14 protein-coding genes are annotated in these 17,843 nt (G+C 62.8%); 1 reads left to right on the forward strand and 13 read right to left on the reverse strand.

Annotation, left to right across the window (positions count from 1 at the left end; all coding sequences use genetic code 11):
- Window positions 1–38: 38 nt before the first annotated feature.
- From V9F06_10265 to lspA, 5 genes are read right to left on the reverse strand one after another with little or no spacing between them, the layout of a single operon-like run.
- On the reverse strand, window positions 39–968 hold the full coding sequence (locus V9F06_10265; GenBank protein ID MEI2617989.1) for a nucleoside hydrolase: 930 nt from the start codon (window positions 966–968) through the stop codon (window positions 39–41).
- Window positions 965–2,677, reverse strand: coding sequence for a thiamine pyrophosphate-binding protein (locus V9F06_10270; GenBank protein MEI2617990.1), 1,713 nt, complete (start codon window positions 2,675–2,677; stop codon window positions 965–967). Before V9F06_10270 ends, V9F06_10265 begins: the two co-directional genes overlap by 4 nt.
- Window positions 2,678–2,731: 54 nt before the next feature.
- Complete coding sequence (locus V9F06_10275; protein MEI2617991.1) at window positions 2,732–4,009, reverse strand: DUF4147 domain-containing protein; 1,278 nt, start codon at window positions 4,007–4,009, stop codon at window positions 2,732–2,734.
- Complete coding sequence (locus tag V9F06_10280) at window positions 4,009–4,938, reverse strand: RluA family pseudouridine synthase (GenBank protein ID MEI2617992.1); 930 nt, start codon at window positions 4,936–4,938, stop codon at window positions 4,009–4,011. Before V9F06_10280 ends, V9F06_10275 begins: the two co-directional genes overlap by 1 nt.
- A complete protein-coding gene (gene lspA, locus V9F06_10285; GenBank protein MEI2617993.1) occupies window positions 4,935–5,600 on the reverse strand; it encodes a signal peptidase II in 666 nt (221 codons plus the stop codon). The genes V9F06_10280 and lspA overlap by 4 nt, the downstream gene beginning before the upstream one ends.
- Here lspA and murG point away from each other — a divergent pair.
- Window positions 5,581–6,738, forward strand: coding sequence for an undecaprenyldiphospho-muramoylpentapeptide beta-N-acetylglucosaminyltransferase (gene murG, locus V9F06_10290; GenBank protein ID MEI2617994.1), 1,158 nt, complete (start codon window positions 5,581–5,583; stop codon window positions 6,736–6,738). The two genes, lspA and murG, sit on opposite strands and share 20 nt — an antisense overlap.
- Here murG and radA read toward each other — a convergent pair.
- From radA to V9F06_10330, 8 genes are all read right to left on the reverse strand, one after another.
- On the reverse strand, window positions 6,735–8,111 hold the full coding sequence (gene radA / locus V9F06_10295; protein ID MEI2617995.1) for a DNA repair protein RadA: 1,377 nt from the start codon (window positions 8,109–8,111) through the stop codon (window positions 6,735–6,737). The genes murG and radA overlap by 4 nt on opposite strands.
- A gap of 82 nt (window positions 8,112–8,193) precedes the next feature.
- Window positions 8,194–10,644: an ATP-dependent Clp protease ATP-binding subunit gene (locus V9F06_10300; GenBank protein MEI2617996.1), complete on the reverse strand. Its 2,451-nt coding sequence runs from the start codon at window positions 10,642–10,644 to the stop codon at window positions 8,194–8,196.
- Window positions 10,645–10,886: 242 nt separating this feature from the next.
- Window positions 10,887–12,347: a 30S ribosomal protein S1 gene (gene rpsA / locus V9F06_10305; protein ID MEI2617997.1), complete on the reverse strand. Its 1,461-nt coding sequence runs from the start codon at window positions 12,345–12,347 to the stop codon at window positions 10,887–10,889.
- Window positions 12,348–12,568: 221 nt separating this feature from the next.
- The gene (locus V9F06_10310; protein ID MEI2617998.1) at window positions 12,569–13,096 is read right to left on the reverse strand and encodes a metallophosphoesterase family protein; all 528 of its coding nucleotides are present in this window, start codon (window positions 13,094–13,096) and stop codon (window positions 12,569–12,571) included.
- Window positions 13,083–13,985: a dihydrodipicolinate synthase family protein gene (locus tag V9F06_10315; protein ID MEI2617999.1), complete on the reverse strand. Its 903-nt coding sequence runs from the start codon at window positions 13,983–13,985 to the stop codon at window positions 13,083–13,085. Before V9F06_10315 ends, V9F06_10310 begins: the two co-directional genes overlap by 14 nt.
- A 47-nt stretch (window positions 13,986–14,032) precedes the next feature.
- Window positions 14,033–15,481, reverse strand: a complete 1,449-nt coding sequence (locus tag V9F06_10320) for an O-antigen ligase family protein (protein MEI2618000.1) — start codon at window positions 15,479–15,481, stop codon at window positions 14,033–14,035.
- Entirely contained in the window at window positions 15,472–16,494 is a 1,023-nt protein-coding gene (locus tag V9F06_10325; protein ID MEI2618001.1) for a magnesium transporter CorA family protein, read from the reverse strand. The genes V9F06_10320 and V9F06_10325 overlap by 10 nt, the downstream gene beginning before the upstream one ends.
- Before the next feature lie 124 nt (window positions 16,495–16,618).
- The gene (locus V9F06_10330; GenBank protein MEI2618002.1) at window positions 16,619–17,815 is read right to left on the reverse strand and encodes a M24 family metallopeptidase; all 1,197 of its coding nucleotides are present in this window, start codon (window positions 17,813–17,815) and stop codon (window positions 16,619–16,621) included.
- Between the last annotated feature and the right edge of the window lie 28 nt (window positions 17,816–17,843).

Raw genomic sequence — 17,843 nt, forward strand, 5'->3', positions numbered from 1 at the left:
TACGCTTCGCTCGATACTGTACGTTCTCGAGCTCTACGTCAAGCAGGCGGTGGGAATTCGCCGGAGATCCGTGCGAACAGGCTTCTGAAGGCGACGTTGTCGACTGTTCGGCAGACTGACGCGCGCGAATCGCCCGGAGAGCACTCCGCCAGACGCGTCCGGCCACGGCCCGGCTCGGTCGTCTCCACCACAACAAGACCGTCTGACATGCCAACGAGCGACGGATCCTCCGCGACCGCAACTGCCAGCGGGTCATGAAGATTCGCCGCCGGCCGGCCAAGGTCGACCAGCATACGGCGAGTCATCTCGCGAACAAGCACCGCGCCGGGCGCCGTGGCGCCGTCGAGGGAATCCCAGTCATGACGCGTCATTGTTGTTTGTTGTGTCACATCAAGGCCCACCCAGGTAGCTCGGAACCCGGCGTCCGCCACACGCTGCGCGGCATCTGGATCGACGTAAATGTTGAACTCGGCGTAGCGGGTCATGTTTCCCGGCTTGAAGAACGCGCCGCCCATGATCACAAGGCGATCCACCCAGTCGACCAACCGGGGCTCGAGCGACAATGCCACCGCGAGGTTCGTGAGCGGTCCGACGAAGACAAACGTAATGTCGCCTCGATGCTCACGAGCAAGCCTCACGATCGCTTCGGGCGCCGTGACATCCGACAACGGGGCCAGCGCCACGTCGGGCTGCCAGTCTCCGAGACCCGCCTCGCCATGGTGTTCGCGGGCGTCGTGGAGTTCGCGGAAGAGCGGCCGATCCATACCGGCGTGGATCGGGACGTCCAGACCGAGCCAGCCGGCGACAGCTCGTGTGTTTCTGGTGGTGGCATCGACTGGCACATTGCCAGCCACGGTCGTGATTGCGACCAGCTCATGGCGGTCAAGGCGCGATGCCAACCCGATCGCCATCGCATCGTCAACACCCGTATCAACATCCAGCAGCATGGGCTTGCGCGATGTCGTCACGATTGCTCCTCCATCTTCGCTGCTGCGTCGAGCCACGCATGCACAGGCGGAGTCTCAGTGAGTTGCGACTCCGTGACGATATCGACAAAGGCTGGACCTCCAGAGTCCAGCGCCTCCCGGAATGTTCTTTCGACGTCAGCAGGGTCGGTAACCTGCCAGGCGCGAAGGCCGAAACCGCGTGCGATCGCAGTGTAGTCGACGGGGTTGAAGTCGACCGAGAAGTAGCGGCGATCGTGGTAGAGGTGCTGCAATTCCTTGATCCAGCCGAACGCCCCGTTGTTGAAGTGAACCAGAGTGATGGGCAGGTTCAGCCGGGAAATCGTCTCCAGTTCCCCGACGGACATGCCGAACGAGCCATCCCCCATCAGCCCGATCGTCCTTGCGCTCGGCCGAGCATAGTGCGCGCCGACAACTCCGGGAAGCGAATATCCGAGCCCCCCATGTGCGCGCGGGATCACTGTCCAGCGCCCCGGGTTCGGCAATACGTACTGCGCGCCGATGTACGGTGTCGGGGTGCCAGGATCGGCGACGATGACGGTCTCCGCCGGCAGGAGTCGCTTTAATGTTGCGATCACGCGTTGCGGCTTGATCGGCTGAGATTCCGAACGAGCCTCCTCGGCGACACGATCGAAATAGTCGCGTCGTGCGGCATCGATGCCGTCCAACCAGAGCACACGCTCCGCGTCGGCGGGAGTGACACCGAGCGCATCGACAAGATCCTCGAGCGCCGCGCGCGCATCGCCGATAACCGGCGCAACGGTGCGATAATTGTTGCCAAGCTGCCACGGATCGACATCGATGTGAACAACCTTCAGCGCGGCATCTCGTCGGGGCAGGGTCCAGTTCAGCGTCGTGGTCGAGTCGGTTCGAGTGCCGACGAGGATGACGACATCCGCTTCAGCGAGAATCGAGTTTGCGTACGGACGAGCGCCGTTTCCCCCCACGATTCCAAGCGACAGCCGATTCGTCTCGGCGATGCTGCCCTTCCCGTTGATCGATGTCCCAACAGGAATCGACCCTGCTTCGGCCAGCGCGGTCAGCGCATCCCACGCCTGCGAGATGAGGACGCCTCCACCAGCCACGATAACAGGTCGTGTTGCGTTTCGAATCACGTCGGCCGCCCGCTCGATCTCGGATGAATCCGGTCGCGGTCGGCTTGCCGGCGCTGCGCCGAACTGTGGCACCCCGTAAACGTGTGCTTCGTCGACCGGCGCCTTGAGAACGTCTGCGGGCATGGAAATCGACACTGCGCCTGGCCGGCCGGTCGTCGCAAGCCGCAACGCGCGACGAACGACATCCGGCGCGGTGTTTGCGGTAGTCATTCGCGCAGCCCACTTGGTGATCGGTTGAAACAGCGCGCGCTGGTCGAGCTCGGTAAGAACTCCTCGCCCTTCCTCTCGAATCGGAGTATCAGAGGTCAGCACCAGAAGCGGCAAGAACGAGCCATGTGCCTCGGCCACGCCCGGCACGATATACGTCGCCCCACCGCCACTTGGCCCTTCGCAGACGCCGACCTTGCCCGAAACCCGCGCGTAGGCATCCGCCATGAACGAGGCCGACCGCTCGTCTCTCGTCAGAATGTGCTGGATGCGACCTTCGTTGCGATACAGGGCGTCGTAGAAGTCCATTCCGGTGTCGCCAGGAAGGCCAAAGATGTGCTCAATGCCACTCTGGACGAGGATCTCAACGATGGCGTCGCTGACATTCACCAGCAATATGTCCTTTCGCTCAGGGTAGCGCTGCGGCGATACTATACGAGCGCCTCAGTCCGGCGTCCAGTCAGCAGGCGCCACGATGCCAATGAAGAGATCATTGACGTTCGTCCCACTCGGACCAGTTTCGAACGCGGCGCCACGTCCCCGCAACCATGGATATGTGTCGTTGCCGGCCAGTGCCGCCTCTGCCGCCCGACGATCGTGCAACGTCGTCCCATCGACGATGCCACCAGCGCCCCCGCTCGTTCCGTCGTCACCATCGGTCGCCAGGCAACCGACGACGCAATCCTCGATACCAGCGATCGCGATTGCGGCGGCAACAGCGGCTTCACAATTCCGCCCGCCAATCCCGCCGCCACGCAGGGTCACGACCGTCTCTCCGCCTGCCAGGATGCAACAGGGCGTCGTCAGAGTCCCCCAGCCCCTCGCCACGTCGGCAACAATTCCGCCGAACAGTCGCCCCGCCTGCCGGGCCTCAATGTCCACGCTGGAAGTCAGCACATGCGCGGCAAGACCCATCTGACGCGCCGCGTCGGCCGACGCGGCGAGAGCCGCGTTGATGTCCGCAATGATCAGCGTCATCAGCGGCGGCGCCAGATCCGTCCTGGCTTCTGTCGGCAGCGTGATGTCCAGCGAGTATCGACGGATAACTTCGCCGGCAACCTCGTGTCCGTCCGGCATCACGGTCGGTCCGCTGGCGATGACCTGAAGCGGATTGCCAAGCACGTCCGAGATGATCAGATTGACCACCCGTCGGCCGTTCAGCAGGGCAAGCAGCCCTCCGCCCTTGATACGACTGAGACGCGCCCGAACCGCGTTCATCTCGCCGATCGATGCTCCGCTCCGAAGCAGTGTCGCGGTGATGTCGCGCAGTTGCTCGAGTGTCACTCCGGGTCTCAGCGCATCGACGAGCGCCGATCCGCCTCCCGAGATCAGACAAAGCACCAACGCGCCATCGGGAATCATCCGGACGAAATCGATCAGGCGTTCGCCCGCCTCAAGTGACCGCGCATCTGGCACCGGATGTGAGCCGACCAGGATCTCCGAGCGCAGCTGGATGTCCACCGGGACAGACTTCGTCACGACCAGACCGCCCGCGAAACGATCCCCCGCTATCGTCTCGACCGACGCCATCATCTGGCAGCCGGCCTTACCGATCGCGATCGCCCAGACGCCGTAGTCACCGATGTCGAGTGTCTGATCTCCGGCCGTCAACGCGTGACCTGTTTCTCGCGACAAGACACGGCTCACCGCCACGCCGGCCTCGACCTGGTCGATTGCTGCCCGATAGATTGCCTCGATGGTCTCGCGGCGTGACGCGGCCATCACGCGCGCTCTCGCTCCAGATCGTCCAGAACTGCCCGCAGATCCGCCGGAAGCGGCGCTTCAACGTCGATTGGCTGTCCGCCCGGCAGTGCGAAGCGCAAGCGCCGGGCATGGAGGAATTGACGCTTCAGCCTCAGATCTGGCGCGCGACCGCCATACAGGATGTCGCCGGCGACCGGATGCTTGATAAACGCACAATGGACGCGGATCTGATGTGTGCGTCCTGTCTCGATGTTGACATCGAGCAACGTGTAGCCGGGATATCGGGAGATGACGCCGAAGTGAGAAACGGAAGGTCGACCCTCGCGAACGACCGCCATCCGCTTCCGGTTGTTGGGGTCGCGCCCGATCGGCGCGTCGATCGTCGCCTCCTCCTCAGCGATGGTCCCAACCACCAGGGCCGTGTACTCCTTCACGACGTCTCGCTGCTGCCACTGACGGAGCAACGACAACCGTGCCCGCTCCGTCTTGGCGACAACGATAAGCCCGGATGTGTCCTTGTCGAGACGGTGGACGATCCCGGGGCGTTCGGCGCCGGGAGTGATGCTCTCGGGCCGTAGCCACTTCAGGACATTCACCAACGTGCCATGCTCATGCCCAGGCGCTGGATGAACCACGAGTCCGGCTGGCTTGTCGAACACCATCACGTCAATATCCTCGAACACGATCGGGATAGGAATCACTGCCGGCGTGATTTCTGTCGGTTCCTCCGGCCCAGGGGCGCGCACCTCGACACGGTCGCCCACCGCGACCTTGTAGCTCGCCCGGACGGGTTCTCCGTTGACCAGAACGTTCCCAGCCTCAATGAGCCGCTGGACAAATGACCGGCTGGTGTCCGGCATTCGATCGGTCACGAATCGATCGATTCGCTCCGAGGCGGACTCTGGCGGCACGTCAATTCGCACGACAAACACAGACGCATCGTTCATCGTTTGTCGGGCAATTCGTTCAGATCGGCGACAGACCGGACAACATCAGCTACACCCCCGTCGGGCACATGACGGCCCGGGTCGCGAAACAGCAAACAATAGACCAACAGCACAACACCGATCGTGATCCCTGTGTCGGCCAGATTGAACGTCGGGAATCGGGGGAAGTCGATCCAGTCGATCACATAGCCAAAGCGGAATCGATCGGATATGTTCCCGATCGCGCCGCCTACCTGGAGTCCCAACGCCACCGCCAGGAGGGCATCCTTTGCTGCCGCGCGGGCGTAGTAGACGCCGAGGATGGCCACGGCCACGACCGCTAGCACCTTGAGAACGTCGGAGCTGCCCTGAAACAAACCAAACGCCGAGCCGGTATTGCGGACATAGACGAACCGCAGAACACCGGGAATCACCGTAACGACATCGAGATCACCGCCAGGGCCAAGCCGATCCAGAACGATCCTCTTGGAAAGCAGGTCCGCGATAAGCACGATCGCTGCCGCTGCTCCCGCAAACGCGGCAGTGCGGGCGATGCTCGGTGACGCGACTTGAGACGCGGGCTGCTTGATGGAACACTCCTTGGCGCGAGCCCGGCCACGGGCCGGCGGACGATCGATCGAGAAAACCACCCGGAGGATACTGTTGCGCTCGGAGTCTACCACCCACCGTTCACAGGCCCCTGTCCGGCTGATCGTTGCCGGGGGCGGATCCGGAGGCCACATCTCGCCAGCGATTGCCGTCATTCGCGAGCTTCAACGCCGCCGGCCAGTCGACATCCTCTGGGTTGGGTCCGGCAATGAATTCGAGCGCACAGCCGCCTCGTCGGCGCACGCGTCGTATGCCGCGATCAAGACCGGCAAGTTGCGCCGATATGTCTCCCTGGAGACGCCGATCGATGCGGTTCGCATTCCCATCGGGGCCGTTCAGGCGTGGCGTATCCTCGGTCGATGGAAGCCGGACATCGTGCTATCCACGGGTGGTTTCGTCAGTGTGCCGACTGTCGTCGCCGCCCGCGCCCGCCGAGTCCCGATATTGACCCACGAGCAGACAGCGCATATCGGGCTGGCTACCCGGATCAACGCGCGCTTTGCCGACGTCGTCGCCCTGTCCTTCGAGCGGTCTCGCTCGCTTGTCAGCGCGCCACGAGGTCGTGTTGTCGTGACTGGCAACCCGATCCGGCCGGCCGTGCTGGGAGGAAGTCGTGACGCTGCGCTGCGACGTTTCGAATTGCCCGGCGCGTTGCCGCTTGTTTACATTACCGGCGGCGCGCAGGGGGCTAGCGCCATTAATCAGATTGTTGCGGACGCGCTGGATGCGCTGCTGGGATATGTCGAATCGATTCATCAGTGTGGCCCTGCGACGGTTCACGATGACATCGACCTTCTTCGCGACCGTGCCTCCCGCCTCCCGTCGCAGTTGCGCGAGCGCTACCGTGTCGTTGAGACCGTGGGTGACGAGATCGGCGATGTCTACGCGGCAGCGAGTCTTGTCGTCGGTCGAGCGGGAGCGGGAACGGTGAACGAGCTCAGCGCGCTTGGCATCCCCGCCATACTCGTTCCACTCCCCGGCGCCGAAGAGCAGCGGCAGAACGCGCTCCAGCTTGCCGACATCGGCGCGGCAGTCGTCATCGACCAGGACGACCTCACACCGACACGGCTGACCAACGAGATCCGCCTGCTCGTCGAGAACCCCGCGCGTCTGCGCGAGATGGCTGACGCGGCACGCGGGCAGCCGCAGGGTAATGCCGCAACGCGAATCGCCGACGAGCTGGAGCGGCTCATTGGTGACCGTTCTGGCTAGCGGACGACTGCTCTGTCGATCGCCTCGTCGAGCGTCGCGGCGCGGATAAGATCCAGGCCGGCAGGTGGCCGCACGAGGCCGCGGCCCACGGTCGCTGGAATGAGCGCCTTGCTGAACCCCAGCTTTGACGCCTCCTGCAACCGCCGCTCGAGTTGGCCGACAGACCGGAGCTCACCTGCCAGCCCCACCTCTCCGATTGTCACCAGGCGTGGATCGACGCGCGTCTCGCGATAGCTCGATGCGATCGCGAGGGCTACTCCCAGGTCTGCCGCCGGCTCGCCCAGCCTCATGCCCCCAACGACGTTGACAAACACATCCTGGTCGGCCAGAGCCAGCCCGACGCGTCGGGACAGAACGGCAACAAGCATCTGCATTCGACTCAGATCGATCCCGTTGGCCGTGCGACGGGCGTTGCCGAACGAGCTTGCGCTCGTCAGACCCTGCACTTCGACCAGAATCGGCCGCGTGCCTTCCATCGTCACGACCACGGTCGATCCCGCCGCGTTTCCCGGTCGCTCTTCGAGAAACGCCTCACTGGGGTTGCGGACCTCACGCATCCCCTGCTCGACCATCTCGAACACCCCGACCTCATCAGTCGGGCCAAAGCGATTCTTAACCGCCCGCAGGATGCGGTACTGGTGAAAACGGTCGCCTTCGAGGTAGAGCACTGCGTCGACCATGTGCTCGAGCACGCGCGGCCCGGCAATCGACCCTTCCTTGGTCACATGGCCAACGAGAAAGACCGCTACGTCGCGCGGCTTGGCGTAGCTCACCAGACGGGAGGCGCACTCTCGAACCTGACTGACGCTGCCGGCCGCAGAGCTGATCTCTGGTGTGAAGACGGTCTGGATTGAGTCGATGATGACAACAACCGGGCCGAGCTGCTCCGCCGCGCCGATGATGTCGTCGATGTTCGTCTCGGAGAGGACATAGAGATGATCGATGCCAATGCCGACGCGCTCGGCGCGAAGCTTCACCTGTTGCGCCGACTCCTCGGCGGTCACGTAGAGTACCGATTCTCCGCTGGCCGACAGTTCAGCCGCTGCTTGCAGGAGTAATGTCGACTTCCCGATCCCGGGGTCCCCACCAACCAACACGAGTGAGCCGGGCACAACCCCGCCTCCGAGGACGCGGGAAAACTCTTCGGTCGGCAATGGCCGGCGTTTCAGATTCGCGCTCGGCACGGAAGACAACGGCTGCGGCTGTGCGGCTGACGGCGGTCGCGCTGCGCTGCCTGGCCCTGTCGTTGCTGGTCGGGCCTCCATCGTCTCGACCAGCGAACCCCATGCCCCACAGTCGGGACAACGACCGTAGTAGCTCGCGCTCTCCCGTCCACACTGCTGGCAGATGTACTTCGTTCGTGGCCTGGCCAATGCTCACAGCCCTCGCACGAGCAAGCACGGAGGTTCATTCACCCCCGTGCTGCGCGATCCACGATATTCTTCGGCCCTTGCGTCAGACAGCCGCTAACGCGGGAGCAGGCTCGATCTTCAGCAGCTCATCTTCGACGTCCACCACGATCGTAATTCCGGGCTTGTATCGACCGTCAAGAAGACCTTCCGCGAGAGGATCTTCGATCAGATTCTGAATGATGCGCCGGAGCGGGCGTGCGCCATACTGTCGATCGTAGCCACGATCGCCAAGGAAGTCCTGTGCGCCGGTGGTGACATCCAGCGTGATCGACTGCTCGGCCAGCTGAGTCTTGATCCGTTTCAGCTCCAGCTCAACGATCTCGCGGATCTGCTCGGTCGAGAGCGCATGGAAGACGATGACGCCGTCGATGCGGTTCAAGAATTCAGGGCGGAACGTGCGCTTCAGTTGATCTGTAACACGCTCTCGCATGCGGTCGTAGTCCTGCTGCGCCTTCTTGGCCCCGTCGGCCGACGTCGCGAACCCGAACTGCTTGTCGGTCGTGATCTGCTCGGCGCCGATGTTGGATGTCATGATGATAATCGTGTTGCGAAAGTCCACTCGACGGCCCTTGGCATCCGCCAGGTTACCGTCCTCGAGGATCTGCAAGAGCATATTGAAGGCATCGGGGTGCGCCTTCTCGATCTCGTCAAGCAGGATCACCGAGTAGCTCTTCCGCCGGACCGACTCGGTCAGCTGTCCGCCTTCTTCATAGCCGACATAGCCCGGAGGCGCTCCGACGAGCCGCGAGACAGTGTGCCGCTCCATGAACTCACTCATATCGATCTTGATGAGCGCGTCGTCAGAGCCGAACATGAACTCGGCAAGTGCGCGAGCCAACAGTGACTTGCCGACGCCCGTGGGGCCGAGGAAGATGAACGACCCGATCGGGCGACGAGGATCCTTCAGGCCGGCCCGCGCTCTCCGCACGGCCTTCGCCATCATGGAAATTGCCTCGTCCTGGCCGATAATTCGCTCATGCAGGGCGGCTTCCATGTGCAGGAGCCGCTCGGACTCCTCAGCCGCCAACCGCGTCAGCGGTATGCCGGTCCACATCGAAACGACTTGTGCGATGTCCTCCTCGGTCACCTCGGGACTATCGCTGCCCTGCTCCTCTTTCCAGTCCTTCTCCAGCTCGGCGATACGCATCCGCAACTTGCGTTCACGGTCGCGCAATTCTGCCGCGAGCTCGAACTCCTGCCCTGAGACCGCGGCGTCAAGCTCACGCTGGAGGCTTTCCATGCCGCGCATCGCTTCCTTCAGGCTCGGTGGAGAGGCAGAACGATACATCCGCACTCGTGACGAGGCTTCGTCGATCAGATCGATCGCCTTGTCGGGCATGAACCGGTCTGTGACGTAGCGAGCGGCCAGCTGGGCGGCCGACTCCAGCGCGGCGTCTGTGATCTTGAGCTTGTGGTGTTCTTCGTATCGTTCGCGGATCCCGTGCAGGATCGCAACGGTCTCCTCGGTCGTCGGTTCTGGCACCTGGATCGGCTGAAACCGGCGTTCGAGTGCCGCGTCACGCTCGATGTACTTGCGATATTCGTCGAGTGTCGTCGCGCCGATCGTTTGTACCTCGCCCCGAGACAGCGCGGGCTTGAGGATGTTCGCGGCATCAACCGCGCCCTCGGCAGCGCCAGCGCCAACGAGCGTGTGCAGCTCATCGATGAAGAGAATCGCGCCGGTCTCCTTGACTTCGCCGACGATCTTCTTCAGGCGCTCCTCGAACTCGCCACGATATTTCGTTCCAGCGACGAGCGCGCCGATATCGAGCGCGACCACACGCTTGTTCTGAAGCGGTTCGGGGACGTCGCCGCTAATGATCCGCTGGGCCAGGCCCTCAACAATTGCGGTCTTGCCAACGCCCGGCTCACCAATGAGCGCGGGATTGTTCTTCGTCCGGCGCGAGAGGATCTGCATCACGCGCTCGATCTCATTCTGGCGCCCGATGATCGGATCCAGCTTCGATTGGCGCGCGGCCTCGGTCAGGTCGAAGCCCAGGGCGTCAAGATAGGGCGTCTTCGTCGTCTGCTTGGTCTGCTGATACCCGGCATTCTGGCTGACGACTTGCATCACCTGGGCACGCACCTTCTCCAGGTTGACGCCGAGACTTTCGAGCACGCCGGCGGCGATGCCCTCGCCTTCGCGGACGAGACCGAGGAGCAGATGCTCGGTGCCGATGTAGTGATGGTTCAGTCTGCGGGCCTCATCGACGGCAAGCTCAATGACCTTCTTCGCGCGAGGCGTGAGGCCGATCTCGCCCATAATGACGGTCTCGCCACGGCCGATGATGAACTCGACCGCCGACCGTACCTTTGGCAACTGGACACCCATGTTGCTTAGGACACGCGCGGCGACACCGTCACCCTCGCGGACCAGGCCAAGCAGGAGATGCTCAGTGCCGATGTAATTGTGGTTAAAGCGCTGGGCCTCCTCCTGTGCCAACGTCAGGACCTTGCGCGCGCGCTCTGTGAACTTCTCGAATTTGTCTGCCATGTGATTGTCTCCGACGATCGGGCGCGATCGGCGCGCCGAATTCCGACGCTCGTCGCGGCAACGCTCGCACTAGCGTAGTTACCTGCAACGAGCCTACTGCTGGACACCGGACGATGCAAGTCCCCGGCCAGCGAGCCGGGGTAGGGTAGCCCGGCAGTAAGTCAGATGCGACCGGCCCAGATTGGGCCGGCCGCGTCTTGAAGTGAGGTACATGTTCTGGCGAATCGGGAGCTGAGGGACGCCTAGCTCGACGAATCTCCGGGCTCGCCATCGGTGGCGGTGGAATCGCCGCCTTCATCGTTCGATGCGGATTCATCCGCCGCGGCCGCCTCGGCAAATGCCTGCGACAGCGCCAACCCTGCCGCGGTCTGCGGCTCTTCGTCATCCTCCAGCACAACCGCTGCAGCCAGCGGAGCCGAGGATTCCTCAGTTTCCTCAACTTCGGGAGACGGCTCCCGTTCGATACGCTGTGCGGGCACGCCATCCTCATCTGGCTCGACCTCGAGTGCCAGAAGCTGATGCTTGAGCTCGACAGCCTCAGCGCCGAGCGCCTCTTCGACTTCTTCGTCGGTGGCCTCAAGCGCGCGTCGGAGACTCAGGCCCATCCTGCGTCGCTGCGGATCGATTCGGATGATCCGCACGAGGAGGTCCTGACCCTCATGAACGAGCTGACGTGGGTGGCTGATCCGGAGATCGGAGAGTTCCGACACGTGGACCAGGCCCTCAATGCCGTCTTCGATCCGCGCGAACGCTCCGAAGTTGGCAAGCTGCGTGACCGTGCCGATCACAAGCTGGTTGACTTCATACTTGGCCGCGACCCGGCTCCATGGCTCAGCCTGGGTTCGCTTGATCGACAGAGCGATCTTCTTCTCGTCGGCGTTGATGCCGAGCACGAAGACGTCGATCTCCTGCCCGATGTGCAACACCTCGCTCGGGTGGCGCACGCGGCTCCAGGACAGTTCCGACAGGTGAACGAGTCCGTCCGCGCCCCCGACATCGACGAAAGCGCCGAAGTCGCAAATGCTGGACACTCGTCCGCGCCGGACTTCGCCCTCGCGGAGATCCTGGATCAGCTTCTCCTTCATCACATCACGCCGCTCCTGGAGCGCTTGCCGCTCTGACAGGATCAGCCGGTTGCGATGTCGGTTGATCTCGATGATCTTAAGCTGCAGCTTCGAGCCGATGAGGCGAGCCATATCGGCCTGCTTCTGCGCATCGTCGCCACCGCGAATCTCGGTGACCTGCGAGGCAGGCACGAAGCCGCGCACGCCGTCGAGGTTCACCAGCAGACCGCCCTTGTTGTAGTTCACGACCTCGGCGTCGATAACGTCGCCGGCCTCGAACTGCTCCTGGAGAATCCGCCAGCTCTTCTCCTGGCGAGCGCGATCGATCGATACGACCGCGTGACCCTCCTGGTTTTCGGGCTGCACTACGAACACGAGGACGCTGCCGCCTACTACGAGTGCGCTGCGCTCGTCATCGCCCAACGTCGAAGACTCGCGAGACGGGATCACTCCCTCGGACTTCGATCCGATATCGACGAGGATTTCCTCGCGATCGAGGTGCATGATGGTGCCTTCGAGCACGTCGCCATACTTCAACGTATGGTAATCATGCGTCGGATCCGCCAGGAGCTGTTCCATCAACGCGCGTCCGGCGTCGTCGATGCTGCTTTCCGGGTCAAGATCCACGGTCCCCTGCATGATGGGGGTGGATCCTTCGTTTTCGGTACGTTCCATATACCATCCCTGCGCGTAAGATTTGCCAACAGTCGGCAGGCCGAAAGACGGCCCGACGCCGTCAGCGAAGCGCACCCTAGTATAGTGCCTGAGACGCCATGCATGCAACGGGAAAGCGGAAAAATCAGGGGACAATCCACTTAGAAAGATGCGCAGGCGCGAGCCGCTCGCTCCTTGCCGCTCGCTCAGACCTGAATCAGCCGAGCCTGCACCTCATCCCGCACATCGAGCGTGCCCCAGGTCGCCGCCGGCGCCCACCGTGGCTGCGTTGGCGAGCCCGGATTGATCATCCAGAGTCCATCAACGAGCTCGATGACCGGTCGGTGGCTATGGCCATACACGACCCAATCGACGATCCCGCGCATCCGATCGACCGCGCGTACTCGGGCGGTCATCCGCGTTATGCCACTTGGGTCGTGGCCGTGGACCAGACCGATCGTGTGGGGCCCACACCGAAACAGCCGCTCCAACGGCAGCGTCGCCATCAGGCCGGAACCGTCATCGTCGCTGTTCCCTTGAACCGCGTATACCGGCGCCAACGTCGTCAGATACTCAAGCACCCACGGCCGGCTGATATCTCCCGCATGGAAGATCAGGTCACACCGAGCGAGTCCATCAATGAGCGAATCCGGCAACGATCGCGAGCGAAGCAGATGTGTATCCGCGATCAACCCGATTTGAGCTGGAAACGGGAGCATTTCAAACGCGGGCAAGCAGCCCGGCCTGCTCGAAGATCCGCTGAATCTCAAAACGCTCTGCGTCTGTCGCCGGTAGCAGCGGTGGACGCGGATCGCCGGTCTCCAACCCCACGAGAGCCATGGCAGCCTTCAGGCCTGCAATGCCAAAACGGGTCGTCACGGCGGCGTTCGGCGCAAGCAGGTTGAACTGCGCCCGGCGCGCGGCCTCGTGGTTCCCGGCCTCGAATAGCTCACGCAACTCAACGCAAGCTGCCGGCACGACGTCGGCCAACGCGAGGATGCCGCCCTTCGCGCCCAGGCAGAGCGCCGGGTACAGAAAGTTCGCGGACCCGGCCAGCACGGCAAACTCATCGTCGGCGCCAGCAACCATCTCAGCAAACTTCACCGCATTGCCAGCGCTATCCTTGACGCCGACGATGTTTGGATGCGCAGAGAGCATCGACACCGTCGACGCGGGAAGATCCACGCCGGTGTAGGCGGTCATGATGTAGACGACAATCGGGATTGGCGAGGCATCGGCGACTGCGTAATAGTGTCGCTTGTAGGCCTCCGCGTCGTACCGCGGCCGGTAGTAGTGCGGTGTGACGACAAGCGCAAAGTCCGCGCCGAGCTCAGCCGCAGAACGAGTCAGACGGATCGTCGCTCTTGTCGATTCGACGCCAGTGCCGGCCAGCACGAGCTTCCGACCACCGATCGTCCTCGTCGCTGTGTCGATCAGGCGTAGCTTCTCGTCCTCGTCCAGCAGCGCAGACTCGCCATTCGACCCCATGACAACAATGCCATCGAGCGGGCTGTTTGCGTACCACTCGACATTCTTCGCGTAGTTGTCGAGATCAAGCTCGCCATCTGCGCCATAGAGCGCCGCGATTGGCGCGAGAACACCACCGAGTGGCCGAGTTGCCATGTTCCTGTCCCTCCAGATAGCGGCACGTCGCTCCGCGATCAGCCCATTTAACCTGACTCCGAGGATACCCCGTCATCTGCCGGACGAGTAGCCGCAAGTGATTCGAGCGCGATGATCCCGCCGGCAACGATCCAGAACAGCGCGACCGTGTGAGAGAACTGGGGATTGAAAAAGTAGTGATCGACGAATGCCACCGCCAGCAGGGCCAGAAACGCGGCTTCCAGGCCCAGCAGAACATCTACGTCCGGCCCTCTGCGTCCGACAACGCCCCGCAACCCGCGCCATGCAACGACCGCCACAATGATGAGAAACACACTGAGCCCAATCACCCCGATTCGTTCGCCGATCAAGAGATAGACGCTGGAAACGCCCGTCTGCTGGTTGACCGATGGCGCGTCGCCGAACCCGACTCCAATCCATGGATGCCTGCGAATGATGTCCCAGGCGTTCTGATACTCCCGCAGGCGCAACTTGGTCGCGGGATCCTGGACGGTGAATCCCTGCCACAGTCGATTGACAAAGCCGCCCCCGAACCCAAGTGTAATCACCGCCGCAGCCATGAGCCCGAGTGGCGCGATCAACCAGCGGCGTCGAAACAACAGGACAAACCCGACACCAAACGCCGCTCCGACCCAGGCGCCCCGCGAGTAAGTCAGCAGAAGCGCCGCGCCGGTCAGCGCCGTCACGCTGCCGGCCAACCAGCCCGGAATCGCGCGACTTGGCGTGAGCGTCTGAGTCATCGCCAGCAAAAAGCCAACCATCATCATCCCGCCGAACGCATTCGGATCGACGCTCGTGCCGGTCGCCCGCATCGCGCGAGCCGGATTGTCCTCGATGTAACGGACGATATCCGCCGCCGGATACCCATACGGCACGAGGCGGCCGAGGATGCGGAGCGTCACGAATGGCCCACCTGCGTAGAGAATCAGGGCGATCCCTGCTGCAATGCCCGACCCAACGATCAGCAGCACGACGAGCAGCCGACCGTCGCTCGGCGAGCGGATCAACTGGCGGACCAGATAGAACGTGGCAATCGCGAGGACAAAACGGCCGAAGTCGTGGACGGTCTGGGTCGTGTAGTTTCGACCAAGCCCAAGCAAGAACGCGAGCACAGTAATCCCGACCAGAAGCGCCACCAGCGCCTCGGGCCATCCAATTGCGAGGCTCACCCGGCGATCCAACGCTGCGATAGCGACGCTGGCAACAAGGAAATACGCCAGCGCAAGCTCAAGGAGCGTCGGCGTGATCGGACCGCCGATCGGGACGACGGCAAACGGCACGACGTAGATGACGACAAGCACGCCGGCCAGCCCGACCCAGATACTGCGGAGCATAACCAGCGCAACTGCCGGCAGGATTGCGAAGATCGCGGCGAACGGCAGGCCGGCAACCACAACCATTCCGCCGGCCAGCGCCCCGACGGCAACCGCGAGCATCGCCAACGCTGTCGTGGGCAGTGGCTCGCGCCGGCCAATCGGCTCCCGGCTCAGATCCATCGGCGCATCCGGAACACCAGGATCATTCCCACGATGATCGCCAACATCAGCGCGGAGATGATGACAAGCGCGTATGGGGAATGCTCGTATGGCAACGGCACATTCATCCCGAAGATGCTTGTGATCAGCGTCAGGGGGAGGATGATCACTGAGATGACCGTGAGCGCCTTGATGACTTCGTTCAGGCGATGCGAAGCGAGCGAATCGAACGTGTCACTCAGCCCGTCCAGCACTTCTTTCAGGTCATCGAGCGAGTCCCAGATCTTCGCCAGATGGTCGGCGACATCGCCGAAGTAGACATCGGCCTCAATATCGCTGCGAACCACGGGCAGGCCCCGATGCTCGAGCTGCGAGATTATGGCCAGTTGCGGCTTCATGATCCGTCGGAGCGCGATCAGATCGCGTCGAACTACGGAGATCTCCTGCACCGTCCGCAGACCGGAGCTATTGAAGATTGCGTCTTCGATGGTTTCGATCCGCTCGGACAAGCGATTCACGATCGGGAAGCAGTAGTCCACCAGCCGATCGATGACGTAGTAGAGCAGATGCAATGGCGACTGGCTCATCATCGCCTCGCGGGCATCTTCAGACTTGGCTGCCTGATCGAACATTCCGCCCAGCGGGCGAAGCACGCCATCGTGCGCAGTGATCACATAGTCGCGCCCGACGAAGAAATCCACCTCCGATGCTGTGGTCACCCGCGTCTCTTTGTTATGCACGGGAAAATGCATCACCAGAAAGGCGTAGTCATCGTCGATATCGATCTTCGGGCGCTGGGTGCGACTTATCACATCATCGAGAAGTAGCTCGTGAAACCCGAACTCGTTCCGCAGGTACTCGATCTCCTGCGGTCCCGGCTTTCGAATATCGATCCAGCGAAGTCCATCGTGAACGACGACCTGAAGGCGCGAGGCGCCCCCTGTGGCATCGGCCTTCCGGGCGCGACTGTTTCCCGGCCGAACAAGACGGCCGGCGCTGGCGATCGGCAATGGTTTACGCTTGTGCGTCGGCAACTCGAGTTCCCGTCACCGCAGGCTCATCCAGCGCGGGCGATCCACCCTCGCGGCGTAAGGATACGAAGAACGACGCCAGCCCGAGCAATCCGGGCGCGGCGCCGTTCTCAATCGCTTCCAGGCGTTACGATGGGATAAGGATGACCTTACGTTGGGGCGCCGCGAGGAACTCGCAGCCATCGGCTGTCACGATGATGTCCTCCTCCTGGCTGACCACCCCATAGCCAGGCACAAGACAGCCGATCTCGAGGGTGTAGACCTCGTCCACTTCGAGCTTCCCGTATGGACGCTGGCCGTACCGCTCCCAGCGCGGCCCGAGCACCGTGCCGCCATCGTGGCAGGCACGTCCCATCTGGTGGCCAAGCGCGTATTGCCACTCTTCCAGGCCCGCTTCCGCGAAGATTCTCCGGGCGACATCATCGACTTCCCAGCCCATGACGCCAGGTCGAACAAATGCGGCGGCATCCTGAATGCAACGGTCAACGATCGCGAAGTAGCGCTTCACATCGTCTGGCGCCTCGGTTTCGCCCGGCTTCAGGAAGTAGAAGGTCCGCTGCAGGTCCGAGCAGTACTCATCCTCTCGGACACCGAAGTCGATACTGAGAAGTTGGCCCGCGCGTGTCTCGACATCCGTCGGCCCGACGTGGCCGCGTGGCGAGTCCGGGCCGGCCGTAACGCCTGGGCAGTAGTTCCAGTCCCACGACGAGCCGATTCGACGTTCGTCGAGTTGCCCGTGCATGTACTCGCTGATCTGACGCTCGGTCAGCCCGGGTCGTAGCCAGGCCTCCAACGCCTCCCAGATCCGCTCCGTGGTCCGGACGGCGGTCCGAATCCGCTCTAGTTCCGCCGGTGACTTGCGAGCTCGCACCTTCGTCGGGATTTCACCCGACGACTGAACCTTCGCCCAGTGGGGAGTGTCACGAAGCATCTCCTCGAGCAGGAGATACATCCCATGCGTGACCCCGTCGGACATATAGTTATCGATCGAGTAATTCAGAGCGATCATGTTCGGCTGGAGCTCATCAAACGCCCTGATCAGCTCGCCCGAGATCCCTTCGACATATCCGACGACGTTGTCCCAAGCGCCGGTCTGACGAATGTTCTCCACATCCCCGACCGCGACGATCGCGCGGTGGTCGCCAGTTCGCGAGATGAGAAACGCCGACTCCCAGGTAACGCTGGTGCCGACAACCAGCGGCATGCTCGGATCACCGAGAACATCGCTTTCGCGAGCGACGATCATCCACAGATCGACGCCCTCCTCTTCGAGCACCTCGACCGCTTGTGCCAGCTTCTCCCGAACGATCGAATTATCTGTCATTGCCCTCCCCGCCCCGCTTCACGCCCCG

The organism is Thermomicrobiales bacterium (genome assembly GCA_037045155.1).
In the GTDB taxonomy this organism is placed as follows: domain Bacteria; phylum Chloroflexota; class Chloroflexia; order Thermomicrobiales; family CFX8; genus JAMLIA01.

Coding starts and splice junctions, on each gene's coding strand:
- V9F06_10275 (MEI2617991.1), bottom strand. CDS start 4,009: ATGGCCGCGTCACGCCGCGAGACCATCGAGGCAATCTATCGGGCAGCA.
- V9F06_10280 (MEI2617992.1), bottom strand. CDS start 4,938: ATGAACGATGCGTCTGTGTTTGTCGTGCGAATTGACGTGCCGCCAGAG.
- V9F06_10300 (MEI2617996.1), bottom strand. CDS start 10,644: ATGGCAGACAAATTCGAGAAGTTCACAGAGCGCGCGCGCAAGGTCCTG.
- rpsA (MEI2617997.1), bottom strand. CDS start 12,347: ATGCAGGGGACCGTGGATCTTGACCCGGAAAGCAGCATCGACGACGCC.
- V9F06_10315 (MEI2617999.1), bottom strand. CDS start 13,985: ATGGCAACTCGGCCACTCGGTGGTGTTCTCGCGCCAATCGCGGCGCTC.
- V9F06_10320 (MEI2618000.1), bottom strand. CDS start 15,481: ATGGATCTGAGCCGGGAGCCGATTGGCCGGCGCGAGCCACTGCCCACG.
- V9F06_10330 (MEI2618002.1), bottom strand. CDS start 17,815: ATGACAGATAATTCGATCGTTCGGGAGAAGCTGGCACAAGCGGTCGAG.